We start from the raw sequence: 24,590 nt of genomic DNA on the forward strand, positions 1-24,590 counted from the left end.
GCAGACGCTTACATATTGCGGAAACAAAGTTGATAACTTAAGGCTGCCTGTTTCTGTCGGAAAAACCACTTGAAACGCCAAAAGAAAACTTATATATATCTATGTTTTATAAATAAAAGACCTACAAAAATCGATTTCCGTAAAGGAAAATTATAGTATAGTAAACTATAATTCTGCCTCTTCGGCATCTTCCAGGTATTTAGATGGAATGGTATTGTATTCGGCCTTAAACATCTTTACAAAGTATTTCTGGCTTTTAAAACCTACTTTATGGCAGATCTGGGATATGGTTAGATGCCCTGTTTCCAGAAGCTGGGCAGCTCGCTTTAACCGCATGGATCGCACCAGTTCATTAGGAGTTTTGCCTGTCATAGCCAATATCTTTTTATATAAGGTATACCGGCTTACAAAAACCTCGTTGCTTAATTCCTCAACAGAAAAATTGGGGTTCGAGATATTGCTGTCTATCAGAATAAGCACCTTTTTAATGAACAGCTCATCCGGCGAATCCACATGCATCTCGGTAGGATTTACTTCCACCTGCTTGGTATAGGTTTTGCGCATGCTTTCCTGCTGGCTCAGTATATTTCTGATCTTCGACTGAAGTATCTCGAAGTTAAAAGGTTTGGTTAGATAATCGGTAGCACCTGTTTCCAACCCTTTTAACTGCTGATCTTCCCCGGTTAATGCCGTTAACAATATTACAGGAATATGTGAGGTGCGTTTATCATTCTTGATTTTTAAACACAGATCAATACCGTTCATTTCGGGCATACTGATGTCGCTCACAACCACGTTAGGATGCTGGGCCAGTGCTTTTTGCCAACCTTTTTTACCGTTCTCGGCTTCAATTATGTTAAATGCCGATTTTAAATTGTCCTTAATGTAAAATCTGAAATCTTCATTATCCTCCACCAATAATACGGTAGGTTTTTTACCATCCCGGTTCTCTTTATGAAGATCGTTCCTTTGCAGGGCTTTGTGGGGTAATGATTCATTGGTATGGTCAAATGGTAAAAGTGTATCGGTAAAAACAATGTTATCTAACCGGCTTACAGGCAATAAAACTGTAAAACAGCTTCCCTGGTTAAACTCACTTTCAACAAAAATTTCACCATCATGCAGCTTTACAAACTCTTTGGTTATCGATAAACCTATCCCACTACCCTGGTTGAGCATAGATCCCGGCAGATCATTCTGAAAAAATGGATCAAATATCCGGTTAAGCTTATCGGCAGCAATACCTATTCCCGTATCTACAACCCTGATTTCCAGCAAGTCATCATTTTCATCTCCTTTATCTACCAGGTTAATCAAAACGCTTACCTGCCCACCATCATGTGTAAACTTATAAGCATTTGAAAGCAGGTTGAACATGATCCTTTCTATTTTATCATGATCAAAACTTGTATAATAGCTTTCAATTTCCGAATCAAACACAAAACGGATATTTTTTTGATCAGCCACATCGGTGAAAGCAAAAGACAGCTCTTTTATAAAACTGATAATATTGCCATTCATCTTATGCAGCTTTAGCTCCTGGTATTCCATCTTCCTGAAATCAAGCAGCTGATTAACCAGGTTGAGCAAACGTTTTGCATTACGGTTCACCAGCATAAGCTGACGCTGCACTTCGGGTTCATTAATTTGTTTAAGTATCTTATCAACCGGGGCCATAATGAGCGATAAAGGCGTCCGGAACTCATGACTAACGTTTGTGAAGAATTTAATCTTCATCAAATCAAGTTCATGCATCCGCTGAGCCTCTTCCCGCTCTTTCTCAATAGAAAATTGCGCGCGTAACTTTTCGATGCCGCGTTTTCTTAAATACAATAGCGAACCAACTGCCAGGCCAACATATAAGATATAAGCCCAGGTAGTTTTCCAGAATGGCGGTGATATACTGATGTTTAATGTAAGTTCTTTATTATTCCAGCCCTCATTATCACCGGCCCTTACTTTAAATGTATAATTACCAGGATCGAGGTTGGTATAGGGGGCTTTTCTTGTTTTGTTATCGGCATTTATCCAATCATTATCAAAACCCACCATTTTATACTGGTATTTTACCTTACCTGGGTTAAAATAATTAAGTGCCGCAAATTCTATAGCGAATACATTATCATCATAATTAAGTTTAAGGTTTTTCAAAACTGATATTGATTTTGGCAGTAAAACCCGGCTATTAACTTTTTCACCAACATTTAAACTCCTGTTAAATACCTGAAAATCAGTAAATATCAAATCTGGTTGTTTTTTATTGGTAACAATATTTGACGGTTTAAACAGGTTAAAACCATTACCTCCGCCAAACAATAATTCCCCTTCACGGGTTTTATATGATGAATTTTCGGTAAACTCCCGCCCTTGCAGCCCCTCTGTTTCATTATAATTTACAAAACGAAATTTTAACTTACCTGATGACCGATCGATAAAAATACTGGATAAACCATTGGGCGTACTCACCCAAATGTTATTCCTGCTATACTCCTGCATATCAATCACTGTATTATCCGGCAAACCATTAAGCTTGTTGAGATTGGTAAACTTGCTGGTTTTGTAATCAAATATGCTTATTCCCTCGCGGGTGCTTATCCATATCAAGCCATCTGTATCTTCAAGAATATTATTGGTATTATTATTAATCAGGCTGTTGGGATTATTATCATCATGTAAATAGTGTAGAAACCGATGGTTTTTTTTCAGTAAAAGATCTAAACCATAAGCTGTTACAATCCATAAATTTTTATGCCTGTCTTCAATTACCGCACTTATATAATTGGAGTGAATTGTACTTTTACTCACATCTCCTTCAAGCCTGTAAACTGCTACAACATTCCTGTTTTTATCAAGGATATTCAAACCAGCCGATATAGTACCCACTAACAAATTGTTTTCACTATCTTCTGCTATGGCACAAACTCTGTCTTCAGATATGCTGTTGGCATTGGAATCTGAATGCTTGTAGTGCTTGAAAGCTTTACCATCAAAACAATCAAGTCCACCATAGTAGGTGCCTATCCACAACTTTTGTTCGTGATCAATAAACAGCTTAACTATCACGTTATTGGTGAGACTGTTTTTATCGGCAGCATTGTGCAAATATTGTTTAAAAGTGTCTGCTTTCCTGTCCCAATAAATTAGCCCTCCCCCATTGGTGCCAATCCATATATTGCCCAGTTTATCTTCGGCAAAGCTGTTAACATCACTAAACGGCAGGCTATTTTTATCAGACAGATGATGTGTATAATTGGCAAACTTAATAATGCTTTGATGATAATAACTAATGCCGTGCTTATAAGTACCGCACCAAATAATACCTAAATCATCCACATAAACACAGATGATACTATTTTGAGCTACTGTTTTATCATCGTCTTCGCGGTTAAGCAGGTATTGAGTTTTAAAATCCCGCTTGTTTAGTAAATTTATACCACCATGGTCGGTAACAATCCACATCCTGTTTTGAAAGTCCTGGGTTACGTCTGATATTACATCTGTATTTATATTGCCGGTTGATTTTAAAAGGTGCTTAAATATTTTGTTTTTGAGGCTGATAAAAAATACCCCTTTTGAGTAACTGGGGACAAAAGTCCAGATATCATCCTGCTTATCAATAAATATCTTATAGGTTGTGCTTAAAGCCGCAGGTAGCTGGCCAAGTTTTAGCCTGTAATTAACTTTATAGCTCCGGGGATCGAGCCGCTCTAATATGCCGGAACTGGATACAATCCAGATATTTCCCTTTGAATCAACCGACAGATCGGTAACCAGGTTTGAATAAATAGAAGTGGTATCGCCATCTTTATGAACCAGTTTGATAGTCTCTTTTTTTACGGGATCGTACTTAAAAATACCCTGGTCTTTATTGTGTTCCAGAAACCAAAAATTGCCGAACCTATCCTTTTTAATGGCTAAAATGTACGTATCATACACTTTAATTTTATACATAAAATCCTTCAGATTTTTGCTAAACTTTTCTGTAGCAGGATCATATATATTAAAACCTGTACGGGTTTCTATCCACAATTTATTTTCGGGCCCGGGGTTTATGCTTACAATATAATCGTCATCTAAGGTTGTGGTATCGCCGTCAATGTGTTTAAAGGTTTTAAAGCTATAGCCATCGTACTTATTTAAGCCCGATAGTGTGCCGAACCACATAAACCCCTTTTTATCTTTATAAATGCAGTTTACCTGGTTATGCGACAGGCCCGCTTTGATATCGAGGTGCGAAAAAAGGAACTGGTTATTTTGCGCGGTTACCGTAAGCAGCACAAACTGCATCAAAAAAATCAATAGGAAAATCCTAAGCCTCATGGCGGTACTAAGCGTATACAATGGTTTATAACCCCGGATAAATAACCATAAATATAGCATTAAAATGAAGAAATATTAAGAAAAATCATAGCTTACCATAGGACTATCGATTTTTAGTTAAGTACGGTAAAAGAACGCAGGCGATTATTTGTTAAAATCGTAAAACTTCCAGCTGGTGGTAAAATCCTTTTTTAAGGGTTGATTTGTTAACGTAGCCCTTACCATTTCTATGGGAATAAGATTCTCTTTTATAACGGCATCGTGAAATTGCTTGTAGGTCATTTTGCCGCTATCAACCATTTCCTTTTTCAGCTCCGTAAGCTGCAATCCGCCCAGTAAATAAGCTACCTGGTAAAGCGGGCTATATCCACCTTCAAATGAGCGCCTTACTTCGCCTTGAGCATTTGCTGTTTCGTGGCCTACCCTATCTACTAAAAAGTCAACACATTGTTGCGGTGTCCAGTTGCCTAAATGGTAATTTAAAGAAAATATAATGCGGGCACAGCGGTGCATGCGCCAAAACAGCATACCAACCCGCTCCTCGGGTGTTTTGGCAAAGCCTTTATCATATAGTAATAGTTCCCAATATAAGGCCCAGCCTTCGGTAGCGAAGGGAGTTGTAAAATCCTGCCTGTAGGCCTTGTACCGGCTATTCATAAAATATTGCAGGTTATGACCGGGGATCAATTCGTGCTGTACGGTACCTCTTGAAAAATAAGGGTTGTTGCCCCGCATACTCATCAGCTTATCCCGGGCCTCCATGGTATTTGTAGGGTACGATATGCTGATCTCTTTACCACCTGTAAAGAAAGGGTTAACCAGCTGCCTTTCCGGCGACATCATGACCATGCCCCAGGTTTCTTCGGCAAGCGGAGGTATGGTTATCAGGTCGCGCTCTTTAATAAAGCTGATGGCATCATTATATAGTTTCACAATAAGTTCTGGCTGATGCCCTACTGGTACATAACTGTTTTTTACCTTTTCCAGCGCTTTTTTCCAATCGTTGCCAAAGCCCATTTCCTGCGATGCTTTTAGCATTTCTTTATCACACCAGGCAAATTCTTTGTTAGCCAGCTTTATAAGTTCATCCGGTGTGTATGGGATCATTTCGGCCTGTAACTGGCTTATCAACGCATCACGCCCAATGGGTATACCTTTTATGCCGCTGCTATCGGGCTTTTGAGTTGTATTAACTTTTCCTTTACGCTTTGCCAATTCGCTATATTTCAACAATGCCTTATCAAGGGCTTTATAAGGCTCTGGCACCCACCAGCTAAAGGCAGGATCATAACCATTATAAAATCCATAAAAATCCTTTAACCTTCCTTTTAAACCAATAAGCGCATCGCGGATAATTTTTGCCAGCGGCATATCCACGCTTACATTTTTTGAATATACTGCCGAATCTGCTTTAAGTTGTTTAAGGATACCATTAAGTTCAGTAGCCACTTTTTCGCCATCCACAAAGTCACCGCGGCGACGCTTTTTCTCTAACAGGTAGATCTCATCCGCGAATGAAAGGTATTTTGTTACCTGGTTATACTTCTCTTCTTCTTTTTTCAGCTCATTCAGATCAAAATATATCCGTTTTTTAAGCAATATATAATCAACCTTGCCATAAATGCTCAGCGACTCAAAATCTGTTTGCTGCAGTTGCTTTAAATAGTCGTTATTCACCTCAACCAGCCTTTTACGCTGTTCGGGTGAATTAAGTACATTCATTTTATCCTGATCTTCGGCATGCTCATTTACATTATATGGCGAGTAAAAATCTTTTATGGCATTTATATCCTGCCCATATTGAATTATTTTACCGGCTAATTCACTGGTTTGTTCGTAAAGACTGGCAGCGGATGTGCCGGTTTGTGCATTAGCTGCAAATGCACATATGGTTAAGCAAAATACAATGATAAAGGTGTACAGTTTTTTTGTTGTGATTGGCACAATGGAATATTTAAAGCGTAAGTAGAAGTAGTTATTTAATCAAATGAGTTTAGCTTGCTGCCCTGCTCAGGCTAATGAGGTTATTGTTATAAGAATCAAGATAGCCGCGTGGCGAGTTGCCTATTACATATTTAAAAACACGGTTAAAATTGGTGATGCTTTTAAAGCCGCATTTGTAGGCAACCGTATTTATACTTTCAAACTTATGGGCTATCAGTTTTTTACATGCTTCGTTGATCCTGATCTCGTTCAGGAATGAAATAAAGGTATGCCCGGTATGTTTCTTAAAATAGCGGCAAAAAGATTCGGGGGTCATGAAGGCTACTTTGGCTACATCCTCCAGGGTGATCTGCTCGCTGTAGTGCTGCATAATAAAGTTATAGATGTTACCTATCCTTATACCCTCGTTTTCGGTTATGCCCGGTAAGTTGCCATAGGTTGATAATGGGTCAAGTTTCCCCCTGATAGTGGTGAGTCCTTTAAGCAAACTAAAAAACTGCACAAGCTGATCTGTACCCGAGGCATTTTTTAGCCCCATCATAATTTGCGATACCTTATCAACTGCGCTATGTGGCACTTTAAATCCCTGCTGATGTTGTTGCATAAACATTTTGCTTAATTTCAGCTCGGGCAAATCAAATAAGGAGGATAATGCTCCCTCGGGATTGAAAAATATGGATATGGCTTCTATTTGTTTGTTGCCATCGTTTACAAAATATTCGGGGTTGCTTTTAAATACATGTGGCAAGTTGGCACCCAGCAAAAATATATCACCAGATGAGTAATCATGCATGTTATTACCGGCTATCAGGGTACCCTCTCCCCTTTGGATCCAGGTGATTTGTATTTCTTTATGACGGTGCAGGTAAGGATAGTGATACGGCAGAGAAACTTTTTCTGCAATCACGCTTTTATCGTGCGGTACAGGGATAGTAAATTGTAAAACTTTCATTCTTTATTTTTATTAATCCACTTTGAATTTACAATTACTTAACTCTAATAACCAACATCTGGCATTAACCGGATAAAATACTGCTATCATCTGTTAATTTCATGCAGTTGAACGGCTGAAAAATTGAAGAAAACCACAAATTTTAACTTTTTTCTTAAAAAAATTAAATGCTAAGTAAACAACAATAATCAAAATTAAACCTGTGCTTATTTTCTGTTCACACTACAAAAGCATTATAATTATTCATTATGCAATTAGTGCTAAAAAAACAACACGTTATTTTCAGAAAAAAAATCCGTTTTTTTATTGTGCGATTGTCGGTTTTAAAATAAAAAATGCCCGCCTCCAATTAAGGAAGACGGGCAAATTAACTACAAGGCGTTAAATTTTATTTCATGGGAGTATTAAGAGGTTGTTTAAATTTAATCCGATAATGTTTTTTGCGTCCGCGAAGCACATATCCAGCGAGAATGACAAACCGGCGAAAGACTTCCGAAGTTTTTAAAACTTCGTAAGTCTGGGATTCTTCGGAAGTCTGGGATTCTACAACTTGTAATGAAGTTTTTGCAAAAAAACTTTTTGTCATCCTGAACGGAGTGAAGGATCTATTATTCGTCATGCTTCTTCGCCCTGTAAAGTCTGCGAATAGATCCTTCACTCCGTTCAGGATGACAAACCTTTTATAACGTCATGATTATTTAGTATCCCACCAAAGTCTGTCGGTTAATTTGGCACTCTGCTGAGACTGTGGATTTGAAATAATTTCTGCCTGGGGGTATAATACCCTTCGCGGAATAGCAGAGAGCGCATTTGGCGCCGGTGATAAGGCCGGAAAGCCTGTACGCCTGTAATCATTAAAGTTTTCGAGCGAAAGGAAATTTGCTATGCCTTTTTCCTCAATGATCAATTGTTCGGCATTACTGCTGGTAAGCGCTCTTGAAGCCAGGTAGGTGCCGGCATTAGCTGTACTTACCCCAAGCTTGGTCATATGTGATAAAACCGCAGCCTGGTAAACAGGCTGTGCACTTAAATAGCCCGAAGTTATCAGTGTGGCTTCAGCTTTTATAAATAGTGCTTCTGAGTAATTTACAATATAGTTAGTTGCCCCGGCTGCACCGTAAAAAGCCCCTGGGCGGGAGTACTCTTCCAATTGGCCTATGGTGTTCAAACCTTCACCAAGACCAGTATACAAGCCGGTTGCAGTTGCAGGAGCAACCATAATAGTTAACCGGGGATCATTGCGTGTTTTAAAACCATTAACCAGGGTGTTTGCCAATACCATTGTGCTGGCCGATATAAAATTTTGCTGCCATGGGTTTTCGCCACCGGCTGCACCGGTATAGTTCATTTTTAAATCATCATCATTTGATTGCATACCGCTTTGCAGTGCTGTAAGGGCTAACTGAGCCTGTGCTGCTGCAGTGTAGCCGGGCGCCTTAGCAAGGTGCATATAATAACGGGCTTTTAAGGTATAAGCAAGTTTTGTCCATTTACTCATATCGCCGCCATAAAAGAAATCGTCTCCGCCTGGAGTTGCCGTGCCGTTTTTAGCAATATCGGCTATACCTGCGTCTAACAAGCCCTGTACCTGGGTATATATATCTTTTTGAGCATCGTATACCGGCGTAAAGTTGGAGCTGCCATTAAAGGCCTGTGCGTAAGGGATATCACCCCAAAGATCAGTTCCGGCACCAAGGCAGTAGGCTGTTAAAATTTTAGCCACACCGGCATAATTTGTTTTCCCATCGCTTACAGCCTTTTTGTTTAGCGTTACCAGGTTATTTAAACAGGTAACATACAGGCTGTTCCAATCGCCGTCCATATCCGAATTATACATTAAATAAGTGCCTGCATTGGGTGCAACCTGGTTAAGTGCGGCAACCTGCATATACTCCTGCACAATCATGGCTACATTTCCGGCATATAGGTTTGATGCAATAGCTAATTCAACCGGGGCAAGAATTTGCGCTTCTGCCACATCAATAGGCTGGTTAGGATTTTGGTTAACGTTGATATATTTTTTACACCCCGAAACACTTATCAGGATACATGATAGTAAAATCATTAATATTTTTTTCATGATATTTTTTATTTGATAAATGATTATTAAAGTGAGAATTTTAAGCTGAAGTCGATAGATCTTGATGTTGGCGTAGAGAATGAATAAATTCCCTGCGAGCCATTTGATGAACCGAATGAACTTACTTCCGGATCGCCGCCTGTAAAGTGCGGTGCGTATATCCACAGGTTACGCCCGGTAACACTTAAATTAACCGTTTTGAAAGGGCTGCCCTTTAACCATGATGGTTTTAAAGTATAGCCTAAGCTTACATTTCTTAATTTAATGTAAGTACCGTCCTGTATTACAGATTCGGTGATACCATTTATACGCTGGTAGTAAGCCTGGCCATTAACCGAAATAGTATTTGGCAGGCCTGTTGATTCGATGATGCCTGGAACAACTCTTGGGCCCCTGTTTTCGGTTACCTTAGGGGTTCCGTAAAAGTATCCGTATCCGTCTACGTTATTCTGGATATCGCCGCCTTTTTTTACATCAAAAAAGAAGCTGAGGTTAAATTGCTTATACCTGATGTTATTGGTAATTCCCCCGGTCCATTTGGGGTTTATATCACCTAAAACTCCTTGTGTAGCATCGGCATAAGGCAATCCGTCATCGCCAATCAGTAACTTACCCTCTGTATTGCGCGCATACCGGGTACCATATATTGTTCCATATGGCTGGCCTTTAATAATAGTAGTAAAGCCATTTCCAATTTGCTCCAGATCACCGTAAATGCTAAGTACTTTATTCCTGGTACGCGTAAAATTTAAGGTCACGTTCCAGTTAAAGTCTTTGGTTTTTACAGGTACAAGGCCCAATAATACCTCAATACCTTTATTTTGCATTACGCCGGTGTTTACAGTAGTACCGTTATAGCCGGTTGAAGGGGCAATACTTACGCCCGGAATTATACCAGTTGTAGTCTTTTTAGCAAAATAGGAAGCTTCCAGGCTTATCCTGTTATTAAAAAACCCGGTTTCAAAACCAACTTCGAACTCGTTAATTCTTTCGTTTTTCAGGAAAGGATTTCCCAATGTTGGACTCAGTAAAAATCCTGATTGTCCCTGGTAAGGGAATGCAATGTTACGGATGGTTTGGCTATAATAAGGTGTGGTTAATGAATATGCCCCTACATTACTCCCGCCAACCGTGGCATAGGATACCCTGAATTTACCCAGGTTCATGATATCCTGGAACTCCCTTGAGAAAAATTCAGAAAATATAAAGCTGGTGGCCGCAGACCCATAAGGATAAAAGCTATTTGAGGTTGCTAATACCGAACTTCCATCATACCTCCCGGTTAAGGATAAAACAAGGAATTTCTTATAATCAATATTAGATTGTGCGTAGAAACCAATCCTTCGTATGAGGGCGTGGTTTTCAGAAAAGGTAACAGTTGAAGCAGAGCTGATATTGTCAAGATCGGCCACCGAAAGCCCAAGACCATTGGCGTAAGAACTTTGTGTGTATTGAGAGAAAATATTGTTCCCGATAACACCATCAATACTAAAATCGCCAAACTGATGATTTGCGCTTATGATCAAATCATTATTTATTTGTCTGAAATTGGCATTATTAACAACAATACGTCCGTTAGGGTTGGATACCGAGTTTGCTGATTCATGGTATTTATCCTGTTCGGCATATACGTCGGCACCAAACCTTTCGGTTATAGTAAGCCATTTTAACGGTTTATAATCTGCGGTAAAGGTTGGCATAAAACGGTTTACACCCGATTTGTTTGAGATATTAGCGAGTGCCCAGTAAGGATTGTTTCGTGAGTAACGATACAGACGCTGTGTACCATCTGCATTTTCATAAGGCTGCAGGTTGTACGATATAGGGGCGGTAAAAATAGTCCACACCGGACTCTCTAAAGCCCATCCTTCGGGCAGGCGGTCATTTTGAGAATTAGAATAATTTAACTGGAAGGTTGTAGTTAAATTAGGAAGGATCTGAGCTCCATATTTGGCAAATATCGAATTCCGGATAAACGAGGTAGTTGGTACGGTTCCCTGCTGATTGAAATTAGAATATGATATAAAGTAATTAGAAGCAGGTTCTCCGCCATTTATGCTAACCACATTATTATAGGTATGGCCGGTTTTAAAAAACAGATCTGATTGATTATATTTTTTTGCAGCCTGCCCGTTTATCTTTAAAGTATCCATCAATGGGCCCCAGGAAGTACTGGTTTTCATAGCATCACCATTATAATAAACGCCGCCTGTACCTTGTGCGTATTTACTCTGGATTTGCGGCAGTAATGGATTCTCAAATGACAGATCGGACGAAAAATTAACAGTAGGTTTTCTGTTAGCAGAACCTGTTTTGGTGGTAATAATAATTACCCCGTTTGCACCCAGTGACCCGTAGAGCGCAGTAGCGGCAGCGCCTTTTAAAACATTGATATTTTCGATTATATTGGGGTCCAAATCGGCTATCCTGCTTGTACCCGGCCCGGAATTAAGATTGCCTGTTTCGCTGTTATCCACAGGGATACCATCTATAACCATTAAAGCATTGTTATCGCCATAAAATGACGAAGCACCACGAATAACAATACGTGTAGAGCTACCCGGATTACCGGATGAGCTGGTAATTTGCACACCCGATACCTTGCCGGCAATATTATTAACAATATTGGGATCTTTACCCTGTACCAGTTCGGCACCTTTTATTTCCTGGCTGCTGTAGGTTAATACTCTTTTATCCCGCTTTATGCCAAGCGCGGTTACAACAACTTCGCCTAAGGTTTTATTGTCTTCAGGTAAAACAACATCAATCTCGGTTTGGCCTGTTAGTTTTACTTCTTTGGAGGCATAACCTATAGCCGTGATGCTAAGTGTACCTGTCCCTGTGTAAGTAATAGTGAACGCACCATTGGCATTGGTACTTACACCTTTATTGGTGCCTTTTAGCCTGACAGACACGCCGGGTATTGGCTGGCCTTTATCGTCAGATACTTTTCCTTTTAATGCAATTGTTTGGGCGTATGTGCTACCACAAAACGCAACCATGCAAAGTAAAGGTAAAATAAGCCGTTTGAGTAATGGTTTTAGTTTCATAAACTAATTTTTGGGGTTAAGAATTTATTTTAATCAAGTCTGATTTTCAGAATTGTAAATTTATTTGCCCCTACATTCCATTTTTGGCAGAAATTTGCCAAAGCTTACCGTATATTAACATTGTTGTTACAACAACATTAAAAAATTATGATATTTCTATAAAATCAGCTTTAATCATGACTTTTATTACTAAAAGTTTAAGCCGGTAAAAAACAGTTAAAATCCGGTTAATACCTGCAAATTATCATGGCTAATTATTCATAACGCCATGGTAATTTTATAAACTGATTTTTATGAATACATAAACCAAAACACTATGCTGATAAATAAGTGGCTTAAATTAAACATGTGCCTTATTGCAGGTTTAACCACAGCTGAATTTGCACAGGCACAATCATATGTGCCCGAATGGAATGACACCCGGATGAAGGTAAAAGCCCAAACGGAGATTAAGGCCTATACTTTTGATTTGAAAGATGTAGCATTACTGGAAAGTCCCTTTAAACAAGCCATGCGGGTTGACGCCGCGTATTTGCTATCCATTGAGCCCGATCGTTTATTATCTGCATTCCGTTCGCACTCGGGCTTAAAGCCCAAAGGAAAAATGTATGAAGGCTGGGAGTCGTCCGGATTAGCCGGGCATACCCTTGGGCATTACCTTTCGGCTATTGCTATGCATTACGCCTCAACCCGCGATCCTGAATTTTTAAAACGGGTAAATTATATTGTAAAAGAACTGGATGAATGCCAGGTAGCCCGTAAAACCGGCTATGTGGGCGCCATACCTAAAGAAGATACGGTTTGGGCCGAAGTTGCCAAAGGAGACATCCGATCAAGGGGATTTGATTTGAATGGCGGCTGGTCGCCATGGTATACGGTGCATAAGGTTATGGCGGGCCTGTTAGATGCCTATTTATACTGCAACAATACACAGGCGCTTAAAATATGTAAGGGCATGGCCGACTGGACCGGCGAAACCATCAAAAACCTTGATGATGACAAGCTGCAAAAAATGCTGCTTTGCGAATACGGCGGCATGGCAGAAACCCTTGTTAATTTATATGCTATTAATGCCGATAAGAAATATCTTGAACTATCATACAAGTTTTACGACAAGCGCATATTGGATCCGCTTGCCGCAAAACAGGATGTGTTACCCGGCAAGCATTCAAATACACAAATACCTAAAGTTATTGCCAGCGCAAGGCGGTATGAGCTTACCGGCGACAAAAAAGATAAGGTCATTGCCGATTTCTTTTGGGAAACTGTAACGCATAACCACTCCTATGCCACGGGCGGCAACAGTAATTATGAGTACTTAGGCGAGCCCGGCAAGCTAAATGATAAGCTTACCGAGAATACCACCGAAACCTGCAATACCTATAATATGCTTAAATTAACCAGGCATTTATTTGCGGTTGAGCCTTCGGCAGCACTAATGGATTATTACGAAAAGGCATTGTACAATCATATCCTCGCGTCTCAGAATCACGAAAACGGGATGATGTGCTATTTTGTACCTTTAAGAATGGGCGGCAAAAAAGAGTACAGCAGTCCCTTTGATACTTTTACCTGCTGTGTGGGCTCGGGCATGGAAAACCATGTAAAGTACAATGAAAGCATTTATTTCAGGGGCGCCGATGGCAGCTTGTATATCAACCTGTTTATCCCATCGGTACTAAAATGGAGCGGCAAAGGTTTAATTATAAAACAGGAAAGCAGTTTACCGGCCGGCGATCATATTTCCTTTACTGTTAATACTTTAAAACCTGTTACAATGGCTATCCGCATCCGTAAGCCTAAATGGACCAGCAACGCGGCTATCAGCATAAACGGCAAAAAGCAACTGGTTACCGCAGATGCCCAGGGTTACCTGGTTTTAAACCGTAAATGGAAAAATAACGACAAAATTGAATTTGCCACGCCCGAGACTATTTATACAGAGGCTATGCCTGATAATGCCAACAGGCGCGCCATATTTTATGGCCCGGTATTATTGGCCGGTATTTTGGGTAATACAGAACCCGACCCGCTTAAAGGTGTCCCGGTTTTTGTTACCAGCGAAACCGACCCTAATAAGTGGCTTCAAATGGTTGATAGGAAGCAATTGAGCTTTCGCACCGAAAATATTTCGAAACCGGCGGAGGTTAAACTAATGCCCTTCAATCAAACTAAAAATGAATATTATTCTGTTTACTGGGATGTATTTACGCCAGAATCATGGGCAGTACAGCAAAAAGCCTATGACGAACAAAAGAAAAAACAACAGGAGCTGGAAGCCCGTACCACAGATATTTTACGCATAGGCGAAATGCAGCCCGAGCGGGATCATAATTTCAGCGGCGAAAACGCTATTACGGGAGAAGACCACCAAAAGAAATGGAGATCAACAGAAAACGGAGGGTTTTTGTTGTATGAAATGAAGGTTGATGCCAATGCACAAAACACCCTGATTAATACCTACTGGGGAATGGATAACCGGGGCCGTACCTTTGATATCCTGGTAGATGGCATAAAACTATCAACCGAGGACCTTAACCAGTATAAAGAAAGCCGTTTTTATGATATCAGCTACACCATACCCATTGAGCTAACTAAAGGAAAACAAAAAGTAAGCATTAAACTATTACCTAAAAAAGATAACAGCGCCGGTCCGGTTTATGGTAGCCGCATGGTTAAAAACTAAATGAATATGATGATCAATAAAATAACAGCGGCCTGCCTGCTGTCGTTATCAGTTATAAGCTTAAGCAGCAGGGTTACTGCACAACAAAAGGATTACCCTATTCAGCCGGTAGCTTTTACCAGCGTGCATGTTAATGATAACTTTTGGCAACCAAAAATGGAGGTAAATGCCAGGGTTACCATACCTTATGTACTTGCCCAATGCAAGGCAAACGGGCGCATGGATAATTTTTTAAGGGCATCCAAAAAACTGGACGGTGATAAGCTGAGCGAATTCCCCTTTGATGACACTGATGTTTACAAAGCTATTGAGGGCGCATCATACTCCATGCAGAACAAAAACAACCCTACGCTGGATAAGTATATTGATACCCTTATCGGCATTATCGGCGCCGCACAGGAGCCCGATGGTTACCTGTATACTTTCCGCACGGTTCACGCCCAAAAACTACATGAATGGATTGGTGATAAACGCTGGGTGAACGAAGAAATATTGAGCCATGAGTTGTATAATTGCGGCCATTTATACGAAGCCGCGGTTGCCCACTACCAGGCTACCGGCAAGCGCACCCTCCTTAACATCGCCATAAAAAATGCCGACCTGCTGGTAAAAACCTTTGGACCGGGAAAAATTGAAGAATATCCCGGCCACCAGATAGTAGAGATAGGCTTATCAAAAATGTACCGTGTTACCGGCAACAAACAGTACCTTAACCTGGCCAAATTTTTCCTTGATGTACGCGGCCCTAAAGGCGATGCGTATAACCAGGCAGATAAAAAGGTGGTTGACCAGCATGAGGCCGAAGGCCATGCGGTAAGGGCTGCTTATATGTATACCGGTATGGCCGATATTGCCGCCTTAACGGGCGACACCAAATATTTAGCAGCAATTGATGATATATGGGGAGATGTGGTAAATAAAAAACTGTATATCACCGGTGGTATTGGTGCAACCGGTGCCGGTGAAGCTTTTGGTGATGCCTACCAGTTGCCCAATATGTCGGCCTATGCAGAAACCTGCGCGGCCATTGGTAATGTTTACTGGAATAACCGCATGTTTTTGCTGCATGGCGATTCCAAATATATTGATGTACTGGAAAGGACGCTTTATAATGGCCTGCTCTCGGGTGTTTCTTTAAGTGGCGACAGGTTCTTTTATCCAAATCCGCTGGCTTCCATGAATCAGCACCAGCGCAGCGCATGGATAAGCTGTGCCTGCTGTATCAGTAACATGACCCGCTTTTTACCGTCATTACCCGGCTACGTTTATGCTAAAAACAAAAACGACCTGTATATTAACCTGTTCATGAGCAACTCCAGTAATATTAAGCTGGCATCGGGTAATGTAAACATTGTTCAGGCAACGGATTACCCATGGAAAGGCAAGGTTGATATTACGGTTAATCCCGCAAAAGCAACGGCCTTTACTTTAAGGGTACGCATACCAGGCTGGGCAAAGCAGCAGCCTGTACCGGGCGATTTATATACTTTTATGGATAAAACGCCATTACCTGTTGTTTTATCAGTAAATGGCAAAGTTACCTCATTTGTAAGCGAGAAGGGATACGCGGTAATAAAACGCAACTGGAAAAAAGGAGACAAGGTGACCCTTAACCTGCCTATGGAAACAGAAAAGGTTTTGGCCAACCAAAAGGTGAAAGATGATAAAGACCGCTTTGCTTTTGAACGCGGACCAATTGTTTACTGCCTGGAAGGTCCGGATAACCGGGACAGTCTTGTTCAGAATATACTGATCGACAAAAATGCTATCGCAAACGCTAATTACCAGGCCGACCTGTTAAACGGCGTAGATGTTATAAATACCGAAGGCAAAAGCACCAAAAGACAGCTCAACAGCGATAAACTAACCGAAACCGACCAGCAGGTAAAGGCCATCCCCTACTATGCCTGGGCAAACCGCGGCCCCAGCGAAATGACTGTTTGGATCCCTTATGAAGCATCGGCATCAAGGCCAAAACCAGCCCCTACCATTGCCAGCAACAGCACAGTGACATCATCATTAAAAAACAAAAGAATGTATCCGGCTATAAAAGATCAGTATGAACCGGCCGGTTCGGGCGATACAAACTACCCTTACCTCCACTGGTGGCCTGCACACAACACCAGCGAATACGTGCAGTATGATTTTGATGCGCCGCATACTGTTAGCGAATCGAAAGTTTACTGGTATGATGATGGTCCATGGGGCGGGTGCCGCATACCTGTTTCCTATCAGATCCTGTATAAAAAAGACGGGCAATGGGTACCAGTAAAAAACACAATACCATACACCATAAGCAAGGATAATTTTAATACAGTAACGTTTGAGCCCGTAAATACAACCGCTTTACGTATAGAAGTTAAATTACCCGTCGATAATTCAACAGGAATACATGAATGGGCTATAAAATGATAGAGCAACAATAAAATAAAAGCTTTTTTAAAACAGAAAACCCGATTGGTAAAATTACTGCCAGCCGGGTTTTCTGTTTTAAGTCAGGTAAACTTTGCTTTTATCAGGTTGCACATCACTCCCAAAAATCCAATCAAATACTGTAGTTAAATAATAAACAATCAAATACCCTAAAACTCGTATTGATCTTGAATATTTTTTACTTAAATTAGCACAACCTAAGTTGTGATTAAATATCTTTTCGCCCCTAAAAAGATTACATTATATAATAGTTGTGTTGTATATAGATGGTAGTGTACCAACCTGTTTAAAATATTACAAGGAAAAGTATCATCCTTTTACCAATCTAAAACCGATGCAGACGCTATAAGATTAAAGATTTGCCCTGATGTTTTGATACTATTGATCGCATTACGACTTGACCACTGTAAAGTAATTCATGAACTCGGGTACTACTACGTAGAAATTCACGTAGTTATACGCTTAATCAAAAATCATTTCTATCCTATATTTACTTACATAAATTTATTAAAGATTAACAAGCAAAATGAGTTTTTTCTAACTAAGAAACAGTTATAAACCTTTACACAAATCATCCCGCTATGAAAGATAATTATCAATCATCCTATTATGATTTTTTAAAGTATTCCCGCAAAAGAAATGGGACGCACGTTCCCGAAGTGCCAGAATTATTATCCCAGTTTGACCATGAATCTTTAAACAAAGATTTATTTCCTTCGGTGTTATATTCAATTGACTACACGGAAAACTCCTATTCTTTCCGGCTTTTTAACATGGATAAGTTTCTTGGATATTCTTCAGATTTTCTATTTAAAACAAGTCCTTCATTTTTGAACGAAATTCGGAATAAAGAGGATCTTAGTATTTTTAACGAGCAGATATTTCCTGATCAAATGTCATTCCTGGCACATCATACCAAGGAAAATAGCTGTCAATATATTTTCACTACAAATTTCAGGGTTAAAAATTTCAGTAATGCATGGTCTGTTGTAATCCAGCGAACCCGTTATCTTTTTAATGAATATGACCGGATACCTGTTGCGTCAATTAATTCATTAACTGATATCACTTATTTTAAAAATGATTCAAAAATAAACCACCTTATTGAGCAGTTTGACGAAAAAAGGCAAAGGCGTGTAGTAGAAAATAAGTGCTACTATTCAAAAGATAGCAATGATTTACTTAGTAAACGGGAGGTTGATGTTTTAAAGCTCGCCAGTAAAGGACTGGGCAGTAAAGAGATAGCCGAAGAGCTTAATATAAGTATCCACACCATCAATAATCACAGGCGAAATATGCTGAGCAGATCAAACTGTAAAAACATTTTGCAACTTGTTGACAGGGCTGTAAAAAACGGGACGCTTTGATTTTTAAACAGGAAGCGTTCTGAAGTTTTTAATTCCGGATTTTATTATTTCATTTTCAAGTTTTTCAGATATATAAACAACTGAAGGAAACTCCTTTAGGTAAAAAATATTTCTTCCGTTTATTACATCTTCTTTTAAAATTAATTTTCTCATTTTTCTGATCACTTTGTTACCGCCGGGGCCAGGTTCATCAAATAGGTCGTAATCTGATCTGTCCCAATCTAAAGCATCGAGTACGTACAAAATGTTTAAAATGGTGAACTCTTCTTTTTTTTCATAGTTAATCATTTCAGGCTTAATAAACTGAATGAATTTTGCGTCGGCCAAGGCCTTAAAAAAGTTTGTAGCCTTAACCGAGGTAACCGGTAAAACCATTCCTATCCCGGATAAAAAATCGGGTATTTTTTTTGATGGGTCTTTAATGAAAATCTGTGGGGCAGGCTCATCATTTATGGGCAGGCCCTTATACATTTTTTGGTTAAATGAAGCAGCGCATTCAAACCTGTTAAATTCTAACACGTCCTCATCTGCCCAGGGTAAAAGTTGTTTATAAACCATTATTAAAATACTATGTTATTTAAACTCACCCCTGCACCATTTGTTATACTTACGCGTGCATCTCTTATCAAATCGTCTATTAATACACGTGCCTGGCCTGGGGTTATGGTTCCGGCATGTAAGCCTGACCGTATGGAAGTTAACCTTGTTTGCACCAATAAAGTATAATTTGGGTGCGAGCCCAGGTGAAAAGCACTATTACCAAAATGTGTTGCCACATTCGGGTTGATTAAGATAGCATCGGCTAAAGTGGCGGCATCCGGCGGAACCATGATACCGTTTCGCAAACCATCTTCAATATTAAACGGTGGAATCACCCTATCAAACAAATCCTGAAAAGTTGACCGCAGTTCTCTCGGAATAACATGATGAGCCTGGAAGCTACCTGGTTGCAGGCCAGCAATTCCTCTTCTAAGCTCGGCAGTACTCTCCCGCATCTCAATAACAGCACGACGCGCCTGCCTGTTCCCTACCCGTCTTAAATCGCGCTGCAGGTCTCGCCTGGCGTTTTGTGATAAGGAATTAATGTCGTCAATAAACTGGCGCGGGTTGCTTTCAACCCCAACAACAATCCCTCTTTGTCTTCCTCCGCGTATAAATACATCGTCGCCTAATCTTGCTGTATCATCAGCAGCACCTACAACACGCAGATCGCCCTGCTCAATAAATTCAACATCACCTGTTGCCAGCAATACCCAGGGATTAATGTATCCTTCAAGCAGAAACCTCCGCCTTTCAAACCTGATCCTAAACCTCCTGAAACGAACCCGTGAAAACAATCTTTCAGCAAATTCATCCAGCGTTTTCATACCTCTGCCGGCGCGCTCGCCTATTCCGCGCATGATCAGTCGCCCCCTTTCAACAACAGCGTGAATTGAGGATAATATGGCTCTTCCGGCTCTGCCAAGTGTCGGAAAAGCACGCCCCACTGCGCGACCGGCGCGGGCTACCACACGGCCAACAGCCGCCGCTCCAGACTTTAATGATTTCCAGAAGGCATCACTGCCAAGTAAAGCAAAAATGGCTTCAACAGCGGCAACTGCAATTGAACGCGCCAATGATTTTGCAGCTCCTATAATATCACCGGCTATTGATTTGTAAACATACTCGCCAAGGTAATAGGCTCCTCTTACAACAGCCACCCCAATCATTATGGTTGTAACCGCTTCCATAATTACAGGTAATGCTGCAGTAACCGCGCCGCCGGTTAAAACCTCGGCAACAACCAGTAATACTATAGCCCCGATAATGGTGGGTATAAGCCAACTGCTGTTACAGCCAAACCATCGCCGCAAACCTGTATACATTTGGTTTAAGGTGTAACGTGCACGCTGACCACGGCTGAGCGGACCAAATTTAGCGGATTCGGGAAACGGTGTTGTTGTTTCTGCCTGTCCGCCAGCATGCTCCTGCGATGCATTACAAGCCTGCGAAAGCATATTTTGCTCACTTTGCACCATCATTTCCTGTAGCCGGCTTTCAGTTTCTTCTTCACGGGATAACGGAGGACCTTGCTGAGCCGCATCAATGGCAGGTTGGGCAACATCAGTCGAATCAGGGACTGCCCCTACAACCGGAATACCCACCCCGCCGGTACCTGAAGTTCCATCCTGCGGAAGCATTCCCCCCAATATATCATGAACAGTTCTTGTACTGTCTGTTGAGTTGCCAAATTCCACCTCACCCCCACTACTACCGGTCCTGTGTAAAATTGATTGAACCAGTTCAGGTTCAAGCTCAAGGGGAGCTACCTGGTCAACATCTATATCACTTTGGGTATACGTGCTTTTTTGGAATAAGCTCATATCCTCGGCAGCAATTTCACTTTCAACCCCCGATGATTGCACCTGTTGCATCAGCGTTGGTTCTTCAGTTCTTTCAAATGGCAATGGAACCGTTAAATCTGCCCCTAATAGTTCCTCTTCCATTTGCCCTTCAAACTCACCGGGCATTAGCCGTGCAGCTTCAATCTGGTTACTAATCAATTCCAGGTCAAGTTCTGAAACCATACGGGCTACCCTGTTTGCAGCTGCAATTTTTTCTTCTTCTTCGGCTGCTAAAGTTCTTTGCAAAAATTGAATAATTTGTAACTTAACCTGTGGCCAGGTATCGCCAAATAACTTAAAATCCGGCAAATTCTGCAAAACACTTATCATAATCTGGATCACAAAATTGATGATAGGTGGCTTAAAGCAATCCGGCAATACCCTCCAGGCCCAGGCGGCCAGTACAATAGGGATTAACCATGGATTTATAGCCAGGAAAGCAAGTTTTGCAACAATTTCCGCATACGGGCGAATAAATTCCCAGATGTCCCTGGCTACGTTAATGATGTGGTGCCCAATTTCGGTAAGCCTTGCCCCGGCCCAGGTTACTACCCGCCTGATTATATTTGCAAAATTTTGAATACCACGCTGTATAAACCTGAAAACCGCAATAGCGCCAATATTTTCCAAAAGTGAAACTATTGGTTCCTGCAGCGATAGCAATGTATTGGCTACCCAGTTAAAAGCGCCAACAACATTATTTTTAAGTGTCTCAATTCCTGAAGTAATTACATCCAGTATATTCTCCTGCAGATACGCCCTGAAGCGAACGAAAACTTCACTATTCCAGTTGGCGCGAACCCATTGAACGCCCCGGTAAATGGCATAAGCCCCGGCGCCAATTGCTACAACCGGCCCCAATGGCGATAGCATGAGCAAAATGCCGCCAATAACTATCAGCGGGGTTTTAATTGGCTCTATGGCTTCCATCAGCCAGTTCCAGGCTTGCTCGGCTTTTCCCTTTATCCAATCAAGTACCGAGCCGCCCGCCCGCCAGGCTATGCCGAACTGCCGCATCAGCCAGTTCCAGGCCCGTGCAATGGTTTCGCGTATAGGCCTTATCAATTCCCATAACCAGGCTGCTGTACTGGTAATCCATTCCCAAACAGTGCCGGCGACAGCCTTAATGGCATCCCATATCGGCAAAGCAAAGTTGTTCCAAAAAGAGGATAACAAGCCGCCAACCTGTTGAAAAAAGGACCGGATTCGCTGCAGGGCTGCACCGCCCAACGTTCTTATAAAATCAAGTATTTTTTGGGCGAGCACAGCAAAAGCCTGGCATCCCCTTTCAATACCTCCGGAAACGGTATCAATCAGGCTGCTTATAAAATCCTCAAGTATGCCCTGCAAGCCTTCTGCCTGCAACCTGCTGAATAAACCACCGGTTGCAGCATCAACAGCACGCGCCAGTAAATTCTTAATGTTATCAATAATGTCGCCCCTCAAAAAATCAAGTAAACCAGGAGCTATTCTTTCAATGATACTTTCGGCTTGGTCTTCAACCCACTCAATTGCGCTTGAAGCGGCGTCCCCAACAGCCGATACAACTCTGCCGCCCGTAGCATCCCAGGCACTACCCAATGCAGAAGTGAAAGCATTTCTTTGAATACGCTGCTGTGGAGTATTCGAAACATTATTGATACCGGCAACCTGCAGAGGTTGCTGAATTGAAGTAAAAACGCCCGGAGATTCTTTACGTTGTATTTTTTCATCCTGTTCACATGCAACACATTTTCGCTGAATGAAGTTAACCCCAGGAATGTTTTTAGGCTCAATATCTGTTTGGATTGCTTGTGACTGCAAAAAATCAGCAGGGGTATCAGCTCTACCCATACTGCTAAAATCCTCCTTCGTTTGGATACCTATGCTTCCGGTTGTAGTTGGAGTTGGAAGGGAATCATCAGGCGGCACAGCATTATAGACGGATTGTAAACCTGTTATACTTTTTTGATCATGAACATCGGGCTTAATTTCGGTTTGAGGTGCAGCACTTGTTTCTAACTGTACAGCCCCAGCGTGGTTTAATTTTCGCTGAATAAAAGATTCCGTTTGGTTAGTTACAGTGCTTTCAGAAACATTTTTCTGCAAGGGCTTCGTTTTTACACTACTTCCGCCCTGTTGTAATGTGTGGGTTAACTCATGTGCAAGCAGTTGTTTCCCGCCAAATGTATCAGGCGAAAAATTTCCATGATTAAAATATATATTATTACCTACTGTGAAGGCTTTCGCATTTAAATCACGCGACATATTTGCGGCATCGTTACCTGCGTGAATCCTTACATCCGAAAAATCATACCCAAACCTGCTTTCCATAAAGCTTTGGGTATGTTCGGGCATGGGGCTTCCGCTATTTTTGGAAGAGTTGATTTGGGCTGTTGTATTTTCACTGGCAACTCCGGGAGCAGATGCCTCACTTTTCCGCTGGATCTGGTATGGATTAGACGGATCCCAGATGGGCTTGACGGTACCAAAAAGATTATCGAGATCAAAACGCAGTAAAGTTGGACTTATAATTTTTGTTGATGTCCCTAATTCATGATCTGTCGTTTCCCACCAAGTAGGATGATCCCGTTGCAATGAAGAATCGATAGCCATGGGGACCAGCAAATTTGAGAAGAACGTTGCATGGCCGGCAGAAGCACCAATTGAGCGAAAAAACTGAAAGGAGTAATTCCAGTGAGTTTCAATTGCGCTAAAATCACCATCCGAGATTTGCCCCGCTCCCCTGTTCCAAAACGGGCGGTTCATGGCAAACCAGTCTATAGCATTGGCTGGAGCAGCGGTTGCCCCGGTATCTGACATAGAAAGTGTTGTTACCCCTGTAGATGGAAGCCTTGTTGGGAAAAGCGAAATTCGGGGTAGTTGCGGTACACGCAGCTGAAGCTCTGCAGGATTGATTAAATGGAAAGGAAGCGGCGCCGCTGGGGTGGTTTGTTGTTGTGGCTGTGGAGTTTCTTCGTTTTCACCGTCCCGTTGTATTAACTGCGGAGTGGGACTAATTTCTTTTCTGTTGATCTTTTCTTCTTCGTCGCAATGAGCGCATTTTCGTTGGATAAATGATGCCTCGGGCATACGCGTAACACGATCAGCCGTATCATCCGCCTCCTTTTCCAGCGGATCATCCGGTGCCCCCACACTTAGCTTAGCCTGAAAGAACGAACCGAACCCGGTTTCAACAGGTAATACATCATGTTGCTGCAAGCCTTGAGGTTGAACGATTGCAGCAGGGGTAGTAACAGCCTCATTAACTGCACTCTCCTTCACTAAAGAAATATTTGTTTATAAAAACACAAGCGTTTTAAACTGTAATGTACAAGCTGTATACAAAGCTACTTAGAAATTTTGCCTATATCTGCTTTTACACTATCAACACC

The 24,590-nt window shown here is 41.3% G+C and carries 10 protein-coding genes; 3 read left to right on the forward strand and 7 right to left on the reverse strand.

The genetic code is table 11. The features are described 5' to 3' along the window. Positions 1–165: 165 nt before the first annotated feature. The 5 genes from AC1DQW_RS12150 to AC1DQW_RS12170 all read right to left on the reverse strand — a co-directional run bounded on the left by AC1DQW_RS12150 (position 166) and on the right by AC1DQW_RS12170 (position 12,346). Positions 166–4,320 carry a hybrid sensor histidine kinase/response regulator gene (locus AC1DQW_RS12150; RefSeq protein WP_477454326.1) on the reverse strand — a complete coding sequence of 1,385 codons (4,155 nt, stop codon included), beginning with the start codon at positions 4,318–4,320 and terminating at the stop codon, positions 166–168. Between the two features lie 144 nt (positions 4,321–4,464). Further along, on the reverse strand, positions 4,465–6,264 hold the full coding sequence (locus AC1DQW_RS12155) for a DUF885 family protein (protein WP_477454327.1): 1,800 nt from the start codon (positions 6,262–6,264) through the stop codon (positions 4,465–4,467). 49 nt (positions 6,265–6,313) lie between these two features. After that, a complete protein-coding gene (locus AC1DQW_RS12160; RefSeq protein WP_477454328.1) occupies positions 6,314–7,216 on the reverse strand; it encodes an AraC family transcriptional regulator in 903 nt (300 codons plus the stop codon). A gap of 694 nt (positions 7,217–7,910) precedes the next feature. Next, on the reverse strand, positions 7,911–9,296 hold the full coding sequence (locus tag AC1DQW_RS12165; RefSeq protein ID WP_477454329.1) for a SusD/RagB family nutrient-binding outer membrane lipoprotein: 1,386 nt from the start codon (positions 9,294–9,296) through the stop codon (positions 7,911–7,913). Between the two features lie 26 nt (positions 9,297–9,322). Next, a complete protein-coding gene (locus tag AC1DQW_RS12170; RefSeq protein ID WP_477454330.1) occupies positions 9,323–12,346 on the reverse strand; it encodes a SusC/RagA family TonB-linked outer membrane protein in 3,024 nt (1,007 codons plus the stop codon). 316 nt (positions 12,347–12,662) lie between these two features. On the opposite strand from AC1DQW_RS12170, the gene AC1DQW_RS12175 reads away from it, so the two are divergent. The 3 genes from AC1DQW_RS12175 to AC1DQW_RS12185 all read left to right on the forward strand — a co-directional run bounded on the left by AC1DQW_RS12175 (position 12,663) and on the right by AC1DQW_RS12185 (position 18,832). Beyond that, positions 12,663–15,032: a beta-L-arabinofuranosidase domain-containing protein gene (locus AC1DQW_RS12175; protein ID WP_477454331.1), complete on the forward strand. Its 2,370-nt coding sequence runs from the start codon at positions 12,663–12,665 to the stop codon at positions 15,030–15,032. 6 nt (positions 15,033–15,038) lie between these two features. After that, positions 15,039–17,444: a glycoside hydrolase family 127 protein gene (locus tag AC1DQW_RS12180; protein ID WP_477454332.1), complete on the forward strand. Its 2,406-nt coding sequence runs from the start codon at positions 15,039–15,041 to the stop codon at positions 17,442–17,444. Positions 17,445–18,046: 602 nt separating this feature from the next. Beyond that, positions 18,047–18,832, forward strand: a complete 786-nt coding sequence (locus AC1DQW_RS12185) for a response regulator transcription factor (RefSeq protein WP_477454333.1) — start codon at positions 18,047–18,049, stop codon at positions 18,830–18,832. A gap of 3 nt (positions 18,833–18,835) precedes the next feature. On the opposite strand, the gene AC1DQW_RS12190 is transcribed toward AC1DQW_RS12185, so the two are convergent. After that, positions 18,836–19,390: an imm11 family protein gene (locus tag AC1DQW_RS12190; RefSeq protein ID WP_477454334.1), complete on the reverse strand. Its 555-nt coding sequence runs from the start codon at positions 19,388–19,390 to the stop codon at positions 18,836–18,838. A gap of 2 nt (positions 19,391–19,392) precedes the next feature. After that, entirely contained in the window at positions 19,393–24,480 is a 5,088-nt protein-coding gene (locus AC1DQW_RS12195) for an eCIS core domain-containing protein (protein WP_477454335.1), read from the reverse strand. Positions 24,481–24,590: the final 110 nt, after the last annotated feature.

The organism is Mucilaginibacter sp. P5_A4 (genome assembly GCF_056400605.1).